13 protein-coding genes are annotated in these 15,245 nt (G+C 66.9%); all 13 read right to left on the bottom strand.

Annotated elements, in window-relative coordinates:
* Nucleotides 1–146: 146 nt before the first annotated feature.
* The 13 genes from AB4Y99_RS06570 to AB4Y99_RS06510 all read right to left on the bottom strand — a co-directional run bounded on the left by AB4Y99_RS06570 (nucleotide 147) and on the right by AB4Y99_RS06510 (nucleotide 15,204).
* The gene (locus tag AB4Y99_RS06570; protein WP_133565867.1) at nucleotides 147–563 is read right to left on the bottom strand and encodes a Rieske (2Fe-2S) protein; all 417 of its coding nucleotides are present in this window, start codon (nucleotides 561–563) and stop codon (nucleotides 147–149) included.
* A gap of 1 nt (nucleotide 564) precedes the next feature.
* The gene (locus tag AB4Y99_RS06565) at nucleotides 565–1,671 is read right to left on the bottom strand and encodes an amidohydrolase family protein (RefSeq protein WP_113254141.1); all 1,107 of its coding nucleotides are present in this window, start codon (nucleotides 1,669–1,671) and stop codon (nucleotides 565–567) included.
* On the bottom strand, nucleotides 1,668–2,738 hold the full coding sequence (locus tag AB4Y99_RS06560; RefSeq protein ID WP_441522759.1) for an amidohydrolase family protein: 1,071 nt from the start codon (nucleotides 2,736–2,738) through the stop codon (nucleotides 1,668–1,670). The genes AB4Y99_RS06565 and AB4Y99_RS06560 overlap by 4 nt, the downstream gene beginning before the upstream one ends.
* Complete coding sequence (locus AB4Y99_RS06555) at nucleotides 2,735–3,991, bottom strand: MGH1-like glycoside hydrolase domain-containing protein (RefSeq protein WP_441522758.1); 1,257 nt, start codon at nucleotides 3,989–3,991, stop codon at nucleotides 2,735–2,737. The genes AB4Y99_RS06560 and AB4Y99_RS06555 overlap by 4 nt, the downstream gene beginning before the upstream one ends.
* Nucleotides 3,988–5,055 (bottom strand): ABC transporter ATP-binding protein, encoded by a 1,068-nt coding sequence (locus AB4Y99_RS06550; RefSeq protein ID WP_133565749.1) that lies wholly within the window; start codon nucleotides 5,053–5,055, stop codon nucleotides 3,988–3,990. Before AB4Y99_RS06550 ends, AB4Y99_RS06555 begins: the two co-directional genes overlap by 4 nt.
* 5 nt (nucleotides 5,056–5,060) lie before the next feature.
* Entirely contained in the window at nucleotides 5,061–5,876 is an 816-nt protein-coding gene (locus AB4Y99_RS06545) for a carbohydrate ABC transporter permease (protein ID WP_112762625.1), read from the bottom strand.
* Nucleotides 5,873–6,721 carry a carbohydrate ABC transporter permease gene (locus AB4Y99_RS06540; protein ID WP_113254145.1) on the bottom strand — a complete coding sequence of 283 codons (849 nt, stop codon included), beginning with the start codon at nucleotides 6,719–6,721 and terminating at the stop codon, nucleotides 5,873–5,875. The genes AB4Y99_RS06545 and AB4Y99_RS06540 overlap by 4 nt, the downstream gene beginning before the upstream one ends.
* Nucleotides 6,722–6,735: 14 nt before the next feature.
* Entirely contained in the window at nucleotides 6,736–8,028 is a 1,293-nt protein-coding gene (locus AB4Y99_RS06535; RefSeq protein WP_441522757.1) for an extracellular solute-binding protein, read from the bottom strand.
* The gene (locus tag AB4Y99_RS06530; protein ID WP_441522756.1) at nucleotides 8,000–9,079 is read right to left on the bottom strand and encodes a LacI family DNA-binding transcriptional regulator; all 1,080 of its coding nucleotides are present in this window, start codon (nucleotides 9,077–9,079) and stop codon (nucleotides 8,000–8,002) included. Before AB4Y99_RS06530 ends, AB4Y99_RS06535 begins: the two co-directional genes overlap by 29 nt.
* 479 nt (nucleotides 9,080–9,558) lie before the next feature.
* A complete protein-coding gene (locus tag AB4Y99_RS06525; protein WP_441522755.1) occupies nucleotides 9,559–10,032 on the bottom strand; it encodes a DUF4189 domain-containing protein in 474 nt (157 codons plus the stop codon).
* A 9-nt stretch (nucleotides 10,033–10,041) separates the two neighbouring features.
* Nucleotides 10,042–10,713 carry a hypothetical protein gene (locus tag AB4Y99_RS06520; protein ID WP_441522754.1) on the bottom strand — a complete coding sequence of 224 codons (672 nt, stop codon included), beginning with the start codon at nucleotides 10,711–10,713 and terminating at the stop codon, nucleotides 10,042–10,044.
* A gap of 13 nt (nucleotides 10,714–10,726) precedes the next feature.
* Nucleotides 10,727–11,299 carry an invasion associated locus B family protein gene (locus AB4Y99_RS06515; protein ID WP_441522753.1) on the bottom strand — a complete coding sequence of 191 codons (573 nt, stop codon included), beginning with the start codon at nucleotides 11,297–11,299 and terminating at the stop codon, nucleotides 10,727–10,729.
* A gap of 8 nt (nucleotides 11,300–11,307) precedes the next feature.
* Nucleotides 11,308–15,204, bottom strand: a complete 3,897-nt coding sequence (locus AB4Y99_RS06510) for a YadA-like family protein (RefSeq protein ID WP_441522752.1) — start codon at nucleotides 15,202–15,204, stop codon at nucleotides 11,308–11,310.
* Nucleotides 15,205–15,245 lie beyond the last annotated feature (41 nt).

Below are 15,245 nucleotides of genomic sequence, written 5' to 3'. Positions count from 1 at the left end.
GAACGTCGGCTATCGGCGCGAGACCCAAGGTCGGCTTTTGGCGCTTCATGGAGGGATGAGTCAGCTTGAGGCGCACTTTTAGAGCATGATGGTCTTTGCCAGATCTTTGCCAGGACGCTTGCTGCAGCTTCAGCTCTGCGAATGAGTCATGCTTCGACGATGAGATAGTCTTTTTCGATGAAGACTGGCACGGTCTCGGCCTGATAAGGGCCATCGAAAAGATCCTTGCCGGGCCGGACCTCGACCTCGTAGCGTTTGGCACGGATCCTGTCAGGCTCAGCGCGCGATTTGCCCGTGCGGATATCGAACTCCCAGCCATGCCAGGGGCAGCGCAGGATCTCGCCGCGCCTGCTGTAGCTGTACTGCCCCGGCTCCACCCCCGCCTCGACCAGCCCGGTGGTGCGGCCCATGCAAAGGTCTCCCCCTTGATGCGGGCAGCGATTGAAAAGGCCGAAGAACTCGCCGCCCAGATTGAAGATCACGACCTTGCGGCCAGCAACCTCGGTGACGAGACGCTGGCCGGGCGGCAGGTCCGCGGCAGGGCCGATGACGTATTTGGCCATTTCAGCCCCGTCCGTAGAGCGCCTTGGCATTGTCGAGGAAGAGCGCTTGCCGGGCAGCATCGTCGAGCTTGACCGGCACGGCCCAGAGCGGGTCGTCGAAATCCCAATGCGGATAGTCGGTGGCGAAGAGCAGACGATCGATGCCGATCCATTCGACGATGTCGTGAAAATGTTTGCGCTTCTCCGGTTCCTCCATCGGCTGCGTCGTCATCCAGACATGGTCGCGGATGTAGTCGCTCGGAGGCCGCTTGAGATGGGGGGTCTCGCTGCGCAGGCGGGACCAATGCTTGTCGAGCCGCCAGCCAAGCGAGGGCAGCCAGGCGAGACCGGCCTCGATCAGCACCATCCGCGTGCCGGGATAGCGCTCGAACACGCCCTCGATCACCATCGAGGTCAGCAGCGCCTGGCAGCACTGCGCATGCCCGACCATCTCCTCGATGTAGTAGGACGGCCACCCTCCGGCGGTGACGGGATAGCCGCCATAGCCGAAGGCATGCACGCCGATCGGCAGTTTCGCGCGCTGGGCGGCCTCGTAGATCGGCCAGTAGCGGCGCTGGCCGAGCGGCTCGGCGGTGCGGCTGAGCAGCAGCACCTGCACGAAGGCCTCGTGCCCGGCCCAGTGATCGATCTCGGCTGCCGCAGCAGCGCCGTCCTCATAGGGCACGACGATCGAAGCCTTCAGCCTTGAATCCTTGCTCGTCCACTCGGCCACCTGCCATTCGTTCAGGGCACGGGCGAGCGCGGCGGAATAGTCGAGGTTCTGGGCCGCGCCGGCCGCCGGCGCGATCACCGTCATGATGCCGAGCTCGACCTTGTTGGCGTCGAGATGCTGCGCCTGCATGAAGGAGAGGTCGGAGCCGGGGCGGCCGTCAGGCGGCCAGGAATCGAGGCGCGCGGCATCCGGCTGGCCCTTGGGATAGGCGGGCCCGCTCTGATAGCCGTGGCGCGGCAGCATGCCATAGGTCATGGCGTGCTCCTGCCAGCGCTTGGGCAGATAGGGCAGGATGTCGGCGGGTTTGGCCAGACAAGGATGGATGTCGCAATCGGCGATGATCGGCCTGACGATGGTGCTTTCCGGTTTCGGCCGGGCGGGCAGCTCCATGTTCATGYGAAATCCTCCTTGAGACGGGGATAGGTCGCGAGCGGATTGTCGATCAGGATCTTGGTCTTGAGGCTATCGGGCAAAAGCGGCGGCAGCGCGTCCTGCCGGTCGAACTGCCAATGCGGATAGTCGGTCGAGAACAGAAGAAGCTCGTCCGATCCGGCCTGGTCGAGGATGCGCAGGAGGGCGTCGCCCTCCACCGGCGCGTCGACCGGCTGCAAGGTGAAGCGAACCTGCTCGCGGATGATCTCCGGCGGCGGCCGGTCGACCCAGGGGATCTCCATGCGCAGGCCGCGCCAGTATTTGTGCAGGCGCCAGAGATAGGCCGGCAGCCAGGTGAAGCCGGACTCGATCAGCACGACCTTGAGCGAGGGGAACTTGCTGAACACGCCCTCACAGACGAGGCTCGTCAATTGGGTCTGGAAGCCCTGTGCCTGGTTGACGTAATCCTCCGTGAAATAGGAGGGCCATCCCACCGGAGTCACCGGATGGCGATAGGTCGAGCCGGCATGGATGCCGACGGGCAAGCCATGGCGCGCCGCCGCCTCGTAGATCGGCCACAGGCTGCGCCGGCCGAGCGGCTGGTCGGCGAGACAAGGCAGGAGCACCTGCACGAAGCGGCGGTCGGCAGCGCGCCGCTCGATCTCGGCGGCGGCGAGTTCCGGGCTCTGGATCGGCACGACGATCGAGGCGCGCAGCCGCACGTCCTTGTCCAGCCATTCCGTGGCCAGCCAGTCGTTGAGCGCCCGTGCGAACGCCGCCGCCATGTCCTCGCTGAACAGGGTCGTGACCGCGTAGAGGCAGTTCAAGATGCCGGTGCGGCTGCCGAAGCCGTCGAGGGCCTGGGCGCAGAGCTGCTCGCGGCTGGAGCCCGCCTTGGCGCCGGCGATGCGCCAGTCCGGCCGCGATGTCAGCGGCGCGCGCAAGGGGTAGCTCGTCGGCTCGAGATCATGGACGCCACGCTGCGCCACCGCATCCGCCCATTGCGGGTCGAGATAGGGGATGAGCGCGGCGATGCCCGGCACCGCCGGATGCAGATCGCAGTCGATGCCGCCGAGCGTGAGGGCACTCATCTCTGTGCCTCCTCGCCGAGCAGCAGGTCGATCGCCGCTGTCCAGGAGAAGGTCCCGCCGCCGATCCCGGCGCTGTCGATCGGATTGAAATACTCGCTGAAGCCGGCGTCCCCGATCAGCCTGCGGGTCTCGGAGGCTACGGAATCGGCCGTCGCGTCGAGGCCGGCCTCGCGCAGGCCGCGCGCGATCATCCAGTTGACCACGGCCCAGACCGGCCCGCGCCAATAGCGCTGCGGCTCGAAGCTTGCCGCGTCGGGATCGGTCGAGGGAACGAGGCCGATGCCCCGCCGCCGCCAGGCGTCTATCCTTTCGGCAAGGGCGGCAGCGTGGTCGTGCAGCCCGGCGAAGAGCGGCAGGAACCCTGCTGAGGTCCGGACCGGAATCAGGCCCCCGCCGATCAGATCGCGCGTGAGGTAGTGCCCGAGCGGCTCGTCCCATAGCCCCGCGATCACGGTTTCCTTGCGCGCGATCCGCGAGGCGATCGTGTCGCGTTCCTCTGCTGTGCCGAAACGCTCGGCCAGAGCCAGGAGGTCCCGTTCCGCCCGCAGCAGGATCGCATTGGTGCCGACATCCGCGACCTTGAAAGGGGAGAGCTGGAGCATGCGTACGGCGTCCCACCCGGTCCCGCGGAACAGATCGACCAGATGGATGAAGCGCTGATACTCGACGCCCCGCGGGCGGAAGGCGGCATCGACATGGCCGGTGTCGCGGCGCCGGATCTCGGTTTGCGTCTCGGTCGGGACGCGTTCGAGCGCGGCGTCCCAGGCCGGGCTGTTGTCCATGCCGGTTTCCCAGGGATGCAGGGTGGCGACCAGCCCGGTGTCGTCCGGATCGCGCGCGCGCTGCCACCAGAGATGGTTCGCGACGAGCTTTGGATAGATGGCGCGCGCCCTCGCAATGCCGTCTTCTCCGTGCCGCTCCAGCACGAAGCGGGCCGCGGTCGCCAAGACGGGCGGCTGCGGGATACCGGATGTCGGCGGGGTGCGGGCGATGCCCCAGACGGCGGGACCGGGGAAATAATCCTCGGACGGGGCGTGGAAGACGATTTGCGGCACCAGCCCGTCCTCCCATTGCCCCTCCAGCAATCTTTCGATCTCGCGCCAGGCCCGGTCAAAGTCGAAGGTCGCCCATCCCATCGCGACGAAGGCGGAATCCCAGTTCCACTGGAAGGGATAGAGACGGTTCGTCGGGACCGTATAGCCGCCGCGATCATTGGCGGCGAGGATGGCGCGGGCGGCCTCGATGCGGCTCATGAGCGGGTCTCCAATGCATGCCCAGCTGCGTTCATCCAGCTCAGCCGGGTGCGATCGGGCTTGAGCGCGATTTCGCTGCCGGGGACCAGGGGCGGCAGCGGGCCGGCGGCCGACAGCACGACGCGCATCGGCTGGCTGCCGGCCGCCGTCCCCGTCAGGAGGATCTGAGGGCCGAGCAGTTCCGCGACCTTGAGGATGAACGGGAAAGCATCCTGATCGGCTGCGGCGAGCGCGACATCCTCCGCGCGCAGTCCGAGCAGGACCCTGTCACCGGCGCCCTGCGGCACTGGCAGGGCGAGCCCGCCGAGATCGGCATGGCCGTCTCGCACCGGCAGTTCCAGAAAGTTCATCGGCGGGCTGCCGACGAAGCCGCCGACGAAGCGCGTGGCAGGGTGGTCGTAGATGGCGGATGGCGTGCCGATCTGTTCGATGCGCCCGCCATGCATCACCGCGATGCGGTCCGCCAGCCCCATCGCCTCGGTCTGGTCATGGGTGACGTAGATGGTGGTGGTGCCCGCTCCGCTCAGGACGGCCTTGAGTTCGGCCCGCATCTCGAGCCTGAGCAGCGCGTCGAGATTGGAGAGCGGCTCGTCCATGAGCAGCACCGCCGGCTCGACAGCCAGTGCGCGCGCCACCGCGACCCGCTGGCGCTGGCCGCCGGAGAGCTGCGCCGGATGACGCTGCAGCAGCGGCTCGATATGAAGCAGCGCCGCAGTCTTCTCAACCTGGCGCGCGATGCGGGTCTTGTCGGCCTTGGCCATGCGCAGCCCGAAGGCGACGTTCTCGTAGACGGTCAGATGCGGGAAGACGGCGTAATTCTGGAAGACCATGGCGAGGCCGCGCTTGCGCGGCGGCAGAGCGGAGACGTCCCGCCCGCCGATCAGGACGCGCCCGCTCGTCTGGCTTTCGAGCCCGGCGATGATCCGCAGCAAGGTCGTCTTGCCGCAGCCCGAGGGGCCGAGCAGCGCGAGGCATTCCCCATCGGCGACCGAGAGGTCGAGTTCCGCGAGAGCCGTGACCTCGCCGAACCGCTTGGCGACTCGTTCGATGGTGATGGTCGCCATGGCGCCTACCGGTTGCTGATGCCCCACATCGCGAAGAGGCGACGCCGGACGAGGAAGATGAAGAGAACGGAGGGCACGATCAGCACGAGCCCTCCGGCGAATTGCAGATGCAGCGGCGATTCAGACAGCACCGACAGGAGATAGGCGGTGAGCGTGCGCTGCCTCACCGTCAGCACCGAGGCCGCGAAGACCTCGTTCCAGGACAGCACGAAGGCGAAGATCGAGGCGGCCGCGATCCCCGGCAGAGCCAGCGGCAGCACCACGCGGACGAAGCCGGTGAACCGCGAGCAGCCGAACACCCAGGCAGCCTCCTCGAGCTCCTTGGGGATGCCCATGAACAGGCTGGCGCAGACCAGCGTGGCGAACGGCGTCGCCAGCACGGCATGGACCAGCGCGACGCCGAAGGGCGTGTCATAGACGCCGAGCCTGATGAAGGAGACGGTGAGCGGCAGCGCCAGGATCGCGACCGGGAAGGCGCGCGTCATCAGAATCAGCACGCGATAGGCACCCGCGCCCCGGAAGCGGAATCGCGCCAGCGCGTAGCCGGCGGGCACTCCGAGCGCGAGCGCCATCACCATGGTCATGGCGGCCGCCTTGATGCTGACCCAGGTCGCCCGCCAGACGCCCTCGATGGCAAGGAAGCTCCTGAGCGCCTCGAAGGAGGCGCCGAAGGGCGTGAACGGCTTGGGCCATTGCGACACGATCTCGCGGCCGCCCAACGCGCCTAGCGCGAGCAGATAGATCGGCAGGAGTGTCCAGACGCAGAGCACGGCGACGCCGGCCCAGAGCATGGCGCGGTCGGAGCGAGTGGCGCCGGTCATGCCCGCTGCTCCGTGGGCGTGCGCAGGGCGACGAGGTAGAGCAGCGTCGCCGCGATCGAGATCGCCATGACCAGCACGGCATAGGCTGCCGCCACGCCGTAATCCTGGCTGAAATATTGGGCGTTGAAGGCCTCGCTGACGAGGACGGGGAAGTTGCGACCTCCAAGAGCCAGCGCCATCGCGAACATCTCGAAGGCGAGCACGGTGCGCAGGATCAGCGCCGTCTGGATGGAGGGCTTGAGCAGCGGCAGGGTGATGCGGACGAAGCGCTGCCAGGGCGTCGCGCCGAAGACCTCGGCCGCCTCCTCGTATTCCTTGGGCAGGAGCTGGACGCCAGCGAGCAGGATCACGAAGACGATCGCCGTCGCCCGCCAGATCTCGGCGACCACGATCGCAGCCAGCAGCGCGGCGGGCGTCTCATAGGTCAGCCAGGCTTGCGGCTGAGCGATCAGCCCGAGCTTGAAGAGCACCGAATTGAGCCAGCCCTGGTCGTTCAGGATGGCGAGCCAGACGAGGCCGGCCGCAAGATCGGAGATACCGAGAGGGATCGACCAGACCCAGACGAGGAGGTCGCGCCCGCGCCGGATCTTGCGCAGCATCATCGTCATGCCGAGCGCGAGCGCCAATTGGAGCGGCACGGCGAGCAGCACAACTTTGAAGGTGTTTCCCAGCGCATCCTCGAAATTGAGGTCGCTGGCCATGCGCGAGATATTGCCGAAGCTCCACGCTCCACCGTCCTGGAAGGCCAGCACGGCGGTCTGTACCAGCGGGATCAGGAACAGCCCCGTGAGGAAGAGCGCCGAGGGCGCGATCAGCAGATAGGGCAGGAGCTTGGGCTCGCGCATCGTCGCCGACCGGCTCACTGGATCGGGCAGGGGCCGTCGCTCGGCTTGTCGGGCAGCCAGCAGRCGGCCTTCGTCTCGGTGATGATGCGCTTCAGCGCCTCGCCCTGCCGTTCGAGCGCAGCCTTCGGATCTTCGCCGCGCAGGACGATGCGCTGGAAGGTGTCGAGATAGACCTTGTCGAACTCGCCGCCGCGCTGGTCGAGCCCGACCGGCAGCAGGCTGACCACGGCGTTCGGTGCGCTCGTCATCTTCTGCACCGCATCGATCTCGAGCTTCAGGCCAGGATCGATATCGGTCGGCAGACCGACCTTGGCGACGGGAAAGAAGGCCACTGCCTTCGCCGTTTTCACCTGGATGTCGGGACGTGTGAGGTATTCGATCAATTGCTTGGCCTGCTCGGCCTGCGGTGCGCCCTTGGCGATGGCGAGGCCGGCGACGACCGGCATATAGCCCAGCCCCTTCGGCCCGGACGGGGCCGGGAAGGCGACGAAGTCGTCTGGCTTGCGGGAGAGCGCGTCGATCAGCCTTGCCACATGGTCGAAGGCGACCCAGACGTCGCCGGACAGAAGCGGCTCCTGCATGAAGCCGTAATTGGTCGAGTTCGGATTGACGGTCTTCCACAGCTCGCGGAATTTCGTCCACATCGCCACCGCCTCCGGCGACTTGAAGGTCGTCACCACCCCGCCGGTATAGGACGGATAGAGATAACCCTCGAAGAAGCGGTGCATCAGCCCAGTCGGCCCGGCCGGGAAGCCGAGCACGCGCTTGCCGGTCTTGGCCTGGATATTCGCGCCCCACTGAGCGAGCTGGTCATAGGTCAGCGCATTGATGTCCGCACCTTCGGGCAGGAAGGGTAAAGCCTGCTTATTGGCGACCATGATATAGGTCGCCTGCATCCAGGGGATGAACATCTGCTTGCCGGTGCCGAGCTTGCCGGCCTCGACCATGCCGGGGTTGAGCCCACGATCCTTCAGCTTGGCGAGCACGTCGTCGAGCGGCACGAGCGAATCTGCCGCCAGCGGCTGCAGCTCGCCGTGGAGCGCACCGATCAGGCTGGAAACCGGCTTGCCGGCCTGCTGCTCGGCCCGGATATGGACGCCGAGTTGCGGTGGTTGTTCGGTGACGAAATCGGCGCCGCCGGGAAAGTCCTTGAGGATCTCGGAGCGCATCTTCTGGGCGGCCTCGATCGGCCTCAGCTGCGTCGAGAGGAAGACGACCTCTGCGGCCGCGGGTTTGGCAAGACAGGCGAAGGTCAGGGCGGCGATGGCAGCGGTCCGCCTAAGCCGGGTCGTAGGGCCTTGCGTCATCGGATGTCTCCTCCCTGGAGATGCTGCGGCTCTTGAGGCGGCCGCTATCGGTGGGAACCGGTCCATCGGACCGGCGGGGAACGAGGGTGGCGCTGCGCAGCTCGGTCATCGCCGTGCCGTCGCGGCCGGCGAGCTGGGCCAGCAGCATGTCGAGCATGCGCGCGGCGGCGCCTTCGATATCGGGGTCGAAGCTGGTCAGCGGCGTTGCCACGTAGTCCGCGATCGGCGAGTTGTCGTAGCCGATGATCGAGACGTCATGGCCAGCGCGCAGGCCGAGGTCGCCGAGCGCATGCAAGGCGCCGATCGCGAGGCGGTCGGTGGCGCAGAGCAGGGCGGTCGGCCGCTCGGCGGCTGCCAGCAGATCATGTGCCAGCCGGTGGCCGTTTTCCTCGCTCGGCTCGGCGAAGCGAGAGGGGCCGGGCGCCGCGCCGGCTCGCGCCAGGGCTTCGCGCCAGCCGGCCTCACGGAAGAAGCCGAAGCCGTATTCGAGCGGCGCTCCGATGAAGCCAATCCGGCGATGCCCGAAGGTTAGGAGGCGCTGCGTCGCCTCCTCGAAGGCCTTGGCGCCGTCGATATCGACGCTGGCATGCCCGCCCGCACGCGTGCGGCCATGGGTGACGAAGGGCAGGCCCGACGCCTTGAGATATTTCACACGCTCGTCGTCGAGCCGCGTGCGCGCCACGATCATCGCATCGACCCGCCGGTTCTCGACGAATTGCCTGTAGAGCACCAGCTCCTCCGGCCCGCCGCGGGCGCTGGACACGATGAGATCGAGCCCGGCCTGCGCCAGCTGCGGACCGATCGCGGCGATCAGCCTCAGGAAGAAGGGCTCGCCCAGCTGGCCGGGGCCGGTGGGCAGGACGATGCCGACCGCATCGCTGCGGCCGCCGCGCAACCGCCGCGCCACCGCATTCGGACGATAGCCGATCCGCCCGGCCTCTTCGATCACCCGCCTGCGCGTCGTCTCGGCGACGTCGCTATAGCCGCCGAGCGCCCGCGAGACGGTTGTGACGGAGAGGCCCAACGAGGTTGCGAGCTTTGAGAGCGACATCTCCAAACGCTAATCCGAAACGTTTTGGATCGTCAATTAGGGGCTTGTTGCTTGGCTCGTATCCTCTGCCGATAAGCGCTGCGCCAATGGGCTGTCACAGGAGATTACCCCTGGAGGCGCCCCTTCATCCGCGCCGCCAGCGTTCCCGCCTCCGAAGGTCTGCTTTCCGTCAAGGAGCCAATGTCGGTTGTTGGCGCATCTCGGATAAGAAACGAGTCGCCCACTATCGGTGGTTTCAGGCCCTCGCAACCACCGATGCAGACACTCCCGCGAGCCGGCTTCGGGAGTGTTCGTTTTTGTAAGCCCGCCAAGGGCTTGCCGCCCGGTCTAAGCGAGGATCGTGCCGAGTTCGCCGCGCAGCGTCRCAAGTCGCGCGTCGTCGCGTAGCCCCGTCCGCCCATGCGACCGACTGCGTCGAGCGTGGCAGGGTCGAAATGGTTTTATCGCAGGCGACCCAACCCGTTTCTTCGAGCATCGCGTCAGGTGCACACCCATTCGCGCACGACACACCGCGTGCCTCTCCGCTCGCAAGCCTGCACAGCTCGATCCTCGGCTTGCTGGCGCGTCGGCGCGGCCTTTGCGCTCCACGGCGTGATGCGCTCGCCCTTGCCCTCGGCCACGGCGAGCGCGCCGCAGTGATGGTAGGGGAAGCCGGTGCGATCATCATCGTCCCAATGGCGATGATTGCGAAAGAYGCTCACGACGACGCATTCGTCGCCTCCAGCCCGCCGGCAATGCGCGAGAGCCAGGTCCGCCGCCTCCTGCCGCTTGTCGGCGCCCCAGAAGAAGCCGTGCTTCTGGTCGGCACTCGAATAGGCGATCGCCGCCCAGATGCCGCTTTCCTTTGATGCGGGCGGCCCCTTGACCGGTCTGGTCTGAAAATCGGCTGCGCCGAGCTGACCCGAGCAGGCGAGAAGCACGCCGATTGCTGCAATGGCAGAACCGAGTTTCATCTTGGCTCCTTATTTTCGGGCGGCCGAGGCTACGGAAACGACGACGCAGCCACTCGCCGTCGGGAGGAGCATCGCGTTTCCGCCATTATTGGCGAGAGCGTAGACGGCGACTTGCCCAAGGTTGCTGGCGAGCCGGCTGCCTTGCGGGAGAACGGAGGGAATCTCGGCGCATGAGGCGGAGAAGGGCGCCACCCGAACCATGGTGCCTTCGCAAGCCGACTGCGTCGGCGCGGCGAAGACGATGCCGGCGGCTGGTCCGTTATAGTTTTGGGTGGTGTAGCTCATGCCGACCAGGGCTTGCACGGCGTGACGATCCGCAGCTTCGTTGCTCCAGGTTGACTGGACGTCGTATTTCGCGCCGCTCGTCAGCAGCTCTCCGAGAACCGGAAACACCGTGGAGCAACTCTTCAAGCCCGCCTGCCTTGCATGTTGCAGGAAGGGCGTTTCGGGGCGAGCCTGATCGGCCTTGTTCGTTTCCGCGATCGCCGATTGCGAGACGAGGTTTCGGATTGCGCTGTAATTCATCGAGCCGTAGGCGAGCCCACCCAGGATGACGACGCCGATCGCCGAATAGATCGCGATCCGGGTCCATTTGCGTTTGGGCGCGAGGCGGTCGTCGGCCTGGCCTGACCGGTCCTGCTGGCGCGACATGATCCGGTCGTGGATGGATTGCTGGTTCATCGGGACTGCCTGTTCATCTGATCGCCTCGACTGCCTTCGAGAGTCCTCTGAGGGTAGCCGCCGAGATCGTGGTTGTTCCGCGGGGCGTTTCRTAGGAAATCTGCGGCAGCGCACCCTTCGAGATTTGCTCTCGCACGACCGGCCCGACCGGCAGCATCCCGACGCAGACCGTCGCATTGCAGCCATCGAGCTGCACCTTGAGCGGATTGGCCTGGCCCTGGAATTTCAGCGATATCGGGCCGGGATTCGTCGCATCCGGCGCAGTGCGCAGAATCATGTAGGGCTTGCCGTCCTGCGTGGCCGCAAGCGACCAGCTAAAGGCCAGATGGCCGGCCGAATCCTCGATGGTCTGCGTGACGTTGCAAACCTTCCGACGGGTCTGCAGATTTTCGTCACAGATCAGCGTCCAGTTCTCGAAGGGTTGGATGATGCGCCGGTAGGCTCCCAGCTTCACATCCGGCGGCACCGCCACGTCGGAAGGCTTGACCCTGTAGTTGGCGCCGGCCGGCGCCTGTCCAGCCGAGTATTGGCCGGACAGGAACAGGCAAGCCATGGCCGTGAGCCAGAGGGCTCGCTTGCCGACCATGCCGCCGCTCAGTTCAGAGTGAGGCTGACGCCGGCGCCCACGCCCCATTCACCCCCGCTGGTCGCGCCGGTCAGGTTGGCGCGGACGCGGCCGTTCTCGCTGGTGTAGCCGGCGCCGAAGGCGAGTGCGCCCTCACCGCGCCAGGCGCCGCCGCCCGCTGCCACGCTGAGCTTGCCGGGACGATCGTCGAAGCGCAGCGACGCCGCCGCAAGCCCGACCGCCGCGGCCTGCCTCGCCTCCTGGCGAGCCGCACGAATGCCCTGGTTGAGCTGCCCGAACTTCTGATCGGTGTAGGCTTTGCCGGCCTCGGTCACATTGGCGAGCTGGCTGTCCGTATAGGATTTGGCCTCGGCAACGCCCTTGTTCAACTGGTTGACATTGACCGCGTCGGTCCCTGCCACGCCCTCGGCAACTTTGGAGATGACGACCGGTGCGTTGGGATCGCCGCCCTGCAGCGTGATGCTGTTTTTCTTACTGCCGTCGATATTGGTGTCGTAAAAGACGGCGCTGTTGGTGATGTTGCCGATGCCGCTCTGGAGGCTCTCGATCGCCAGGTTGCTGGCGTAGAGCTGCGAGCCGTTGATCGCGTCGGTGCTGGTCGCCGAGATCCGGCCGGCCGCGACGTTGGTCAGCGTTCTTTCCCCGCCCACGGAACCGATGCTCACGGTGCCGACCGGAGCAGCACCCGCGAAGTTGTAGGTCGTGCCGCGGATGATGGTGCTGGCGGTGCCGACGGCGGCATCCGTCGCGGAGCCCGCGCCCAGTGCGACGCTGTTGGCGTTGTTGCTGGTCGCGCCGGCGCCGAGAGCGAGGGATTGGATGCCGTTTGCTGTCGAGTTCGTGCCGAGGGCAACGCCGTCGGCAAGATTGACCGTCGCGTTCTGGCCGATGGCGATGCCGCCCGGTGCCGTCATCTGCACGATGGCGCCATTGCCCATGCCGATGCCGTTGTCGCCGTTGACGGTGGTACGCGGACCGACCGCGACCGAATCGAGGCCGACGGCCGCCGAATCGGTCGCCGTCGAATTGGCGTGGAAATACATCGTTCCCGTCACCGCGAAGGAGGCCAGCGAGTTCTTCAGCTGACGTAGCGTGACCGCGTCCTGATCCTCAGTGCCGTCGGCGACATTGATGATCTGGCGATAGGAAGTGGCGGTGCCCACCGAAAGCGCGCCGAGCAGCGTCTTGTCCGTGGTGTTGTAGAGAACGATGCCGGTGCCGGCGATCACGGATCCCGACGTCGGCGCGATGGCGCGATCCGAGAGGGAATCGGCGCCGAGCGCGATGCTGCCAAGGATGGTGGCCTGGCTGTTGCGGCCGAGCGCGAGCGACCCGTCGGCGAAGGCGGTCGCCTGGTAGCCGACTGCGGTGGAGCCTATCCCCTGAGCGGAGGAGTCGGCGACCGCAAGCGTCCTGTCGTTGGTGCGAACGTACCGGATGCCCTCGCCGTTGGCGTCCGTGTAGACGGTCGAGACATTGCCGGCGATGTTGTTGATCGTCGAGCCGAGCGTGGCGATGTTGGTCGTGTTCGTCGTCACCTGCTGATTGGTCGCGAAGAGCTGCGAGCCGTTGACCGCGTCGGTCGAGGCAGAGGTGAGCTGCCCGGYCGCGACGTTCTGGATCTGGCGCTCGGCGCCGGCCGAGCCGACCGAGAAGGCGCCGCCCGCCGGGTTCGCACCTGCGAAGCTGTAGGCGGTGCCGCCGATCGTCGCGCCTGCCACCGCCGTCGTCGTGCCCGACACCGAGTTGAGGCCGATGGCGACGTCGCCGGTGTTGACGGACCTCGCATTCGGGCCGATGGCGACGGAATCCGTCCCGGCGGCCACCGAATCCGGCAGGGCCGAATTGGCGTGGAAATACTTGATGCCGCCGCCGGTGGTGATGTTGTTGACGGTGCCGGCGAGACCATCGACCGCCTGGTTGGTGGCGAAGAGCTGCGAGCCGTTGATCGCATCGGTCGAGCCGCCATTGATCCGGCCCGCCGCGACATTCGTGATGGTGCGCTCGGCCCCCACCGCGCCCACGCTCACGGTCGAGCCCGGCGTCGTGCCGGCGAAATTATAGGTCGTGCCGTTGATCACGACGTTCGCCGTCGGGACCGCAACGGCCGTGACTGCGCCGGAACCCAAGGCGACATCGCCGGAGCTGGCTGCCGCCGTCGCGCCGTTGCCCAGCGCGATGTTGCCGATGAAACCGGCCGCACCGGCGGTGGAGTCATTGCCCAGCGCCACCGAGCCTTGCCCGATCGCCTTGTTGTTGTTGCCGATCGCGACCGCGCCGGCGGCTTGGTTGGCCGCCGTGGCGCTCGCCGTGCCGTCACTGTTGGCGATGTTGTTCGCGCCGCCGGTGAAGGCGCCGGTACCGCTGGCGTAGCTGGGATCGCCGATGGCGACCGCGCCGTCGCCATATGCGACGTTTTCGGCGCCGATCGCGACGGCCTTGCCTCCGCTCGCATTCGCTCTGGTACCGATGGCGACGGCATCGGCAGAGCTCGCACTGGACTGGAGACCGACTGCAACGGCGTTGGCCGCGGAGGCCGACACATCCGTGCCGATGCCGATGGCGCTCTGTGCGCTGGCGCCTGCTCCGAAGGTGCGCGAGCCGAGATAGATGGAGTTCAACCCTGACGCGCTCGCCGAGACGCCGACGGCGATCGCATTCGTGGCGCTGGACGCGGCGCCGATGCCGAGCGCGGTGCTGGCGATTCCGCTGGCATTGGCGCTGACGCCGGCAGCGAAAGAATTGTCTCCCGACGCATTCGCGCCGGACCCGAAGGAGGAGGCGTTCTGGCCGCTGGCAATGGCTGTGTTGCCAACCGCCGTGCTTGCTGCGGCAGTCGCGTTCGCGGCAGTGCCCATAGCGGTGCTGGCAGCGCCGGAGGAGACCGCGTTGGTGCCGACCGCGATGCTGTTGGGCAGAGCCGTGTTGGCCTGCACACCTGCGACCGCGCCGAGACCGAGGGCGATGGACTGGTTGCCCCAGGCCCTGGCGTTCCGGCCCATCGCCGTGGCGCTCGTGCCCGTCGCCTGGCTTTGCCGGCCGATTGCGGTGGCATCGACCTCAGACGCTCTCACATCCGTGCCAATGGCGATGGCGCTCTCTTGAAGGGCGCCCATTCCCGCAACGGTCCGGTTGCCGAGATTGACCGAGTTGATCGCGGTTGCTGTCGCCTGGAAGCCGATTGCGATGGCGTTCTGGTTGCTTGCGGTGGCGTTATTGCCTTGGGCGATCGAATCCAGCCCGGATGCGGTCGCTCCGTGCCCGAGCGCGGTGGCGCGCAGCCCGGTCGCCCGGGTGACATAGCCGATCGCCGTCGATTCCAATCCGTCGGCGCGCGCGTTCAGGCCAAAGGCGGCCGCGTTTGCGGCTGCAACCGAGTTGACGCCAATAGAGCTTGCTCCGTCCGCGGTGGCCTGGGCATTGCCGCCTATGGCGAGGGCATTGACGCCGTTCGCGCGCGCGAAGACACCCATGCCTATGGCGTTGAGGCCACTGACGGCCATCGAATAGCCGATGGCGATCGTAGCGTCGCCTGTTGCGTTGTTGGAGGTGCCCAATGCCACGCTGTTATTGCCATTCGCCGTGGCAGCGTTGCCGATGGCGACGGCGTTGCCRCCTGTCGCCGAACCGCCCCATTGTGCATTTTGCGCCTGCGCCGGCGCCGAGAAGGTCAGCACGGCGAGCGCGGCCAGGCCGCTGATCGCACCGGCCGAACGTAACCCTCCGCCAATCCCCAATGTCCCAAGCCCCAGCCCCTTGCGGCTGAGGCCAAGTACGCGATGGGCCATACGCAGCACCGCCATCAGCCGGCGCCGCAGAGCGCGGCCGTCGCCGCCTGAAACCCAGTTGCCGGCGAAGCCGCTGCGCAATCCACCTGGCGTGCGTCTATTCGTGCAGTCGGTCATCAGCCCACGTGCTCTGCAGTCGGTCATCAGCCCACGTGCTC

Source organism: Allobosea sp. TAB14 (assembly GCF_052113865.1).
Taxonomy (GTDB): Bacteria; Pseudomonadota; Alphaproteobacteria; order Rhizobiales; family Beijerinckiaceae; genus Allobosea; species Allobosea spartocytisi.
The sequence above is the reverse complement of the archived record's forward strand: the minus strand, read 5'-3'. Positions and strand labels throughout refer to the sequence as shown.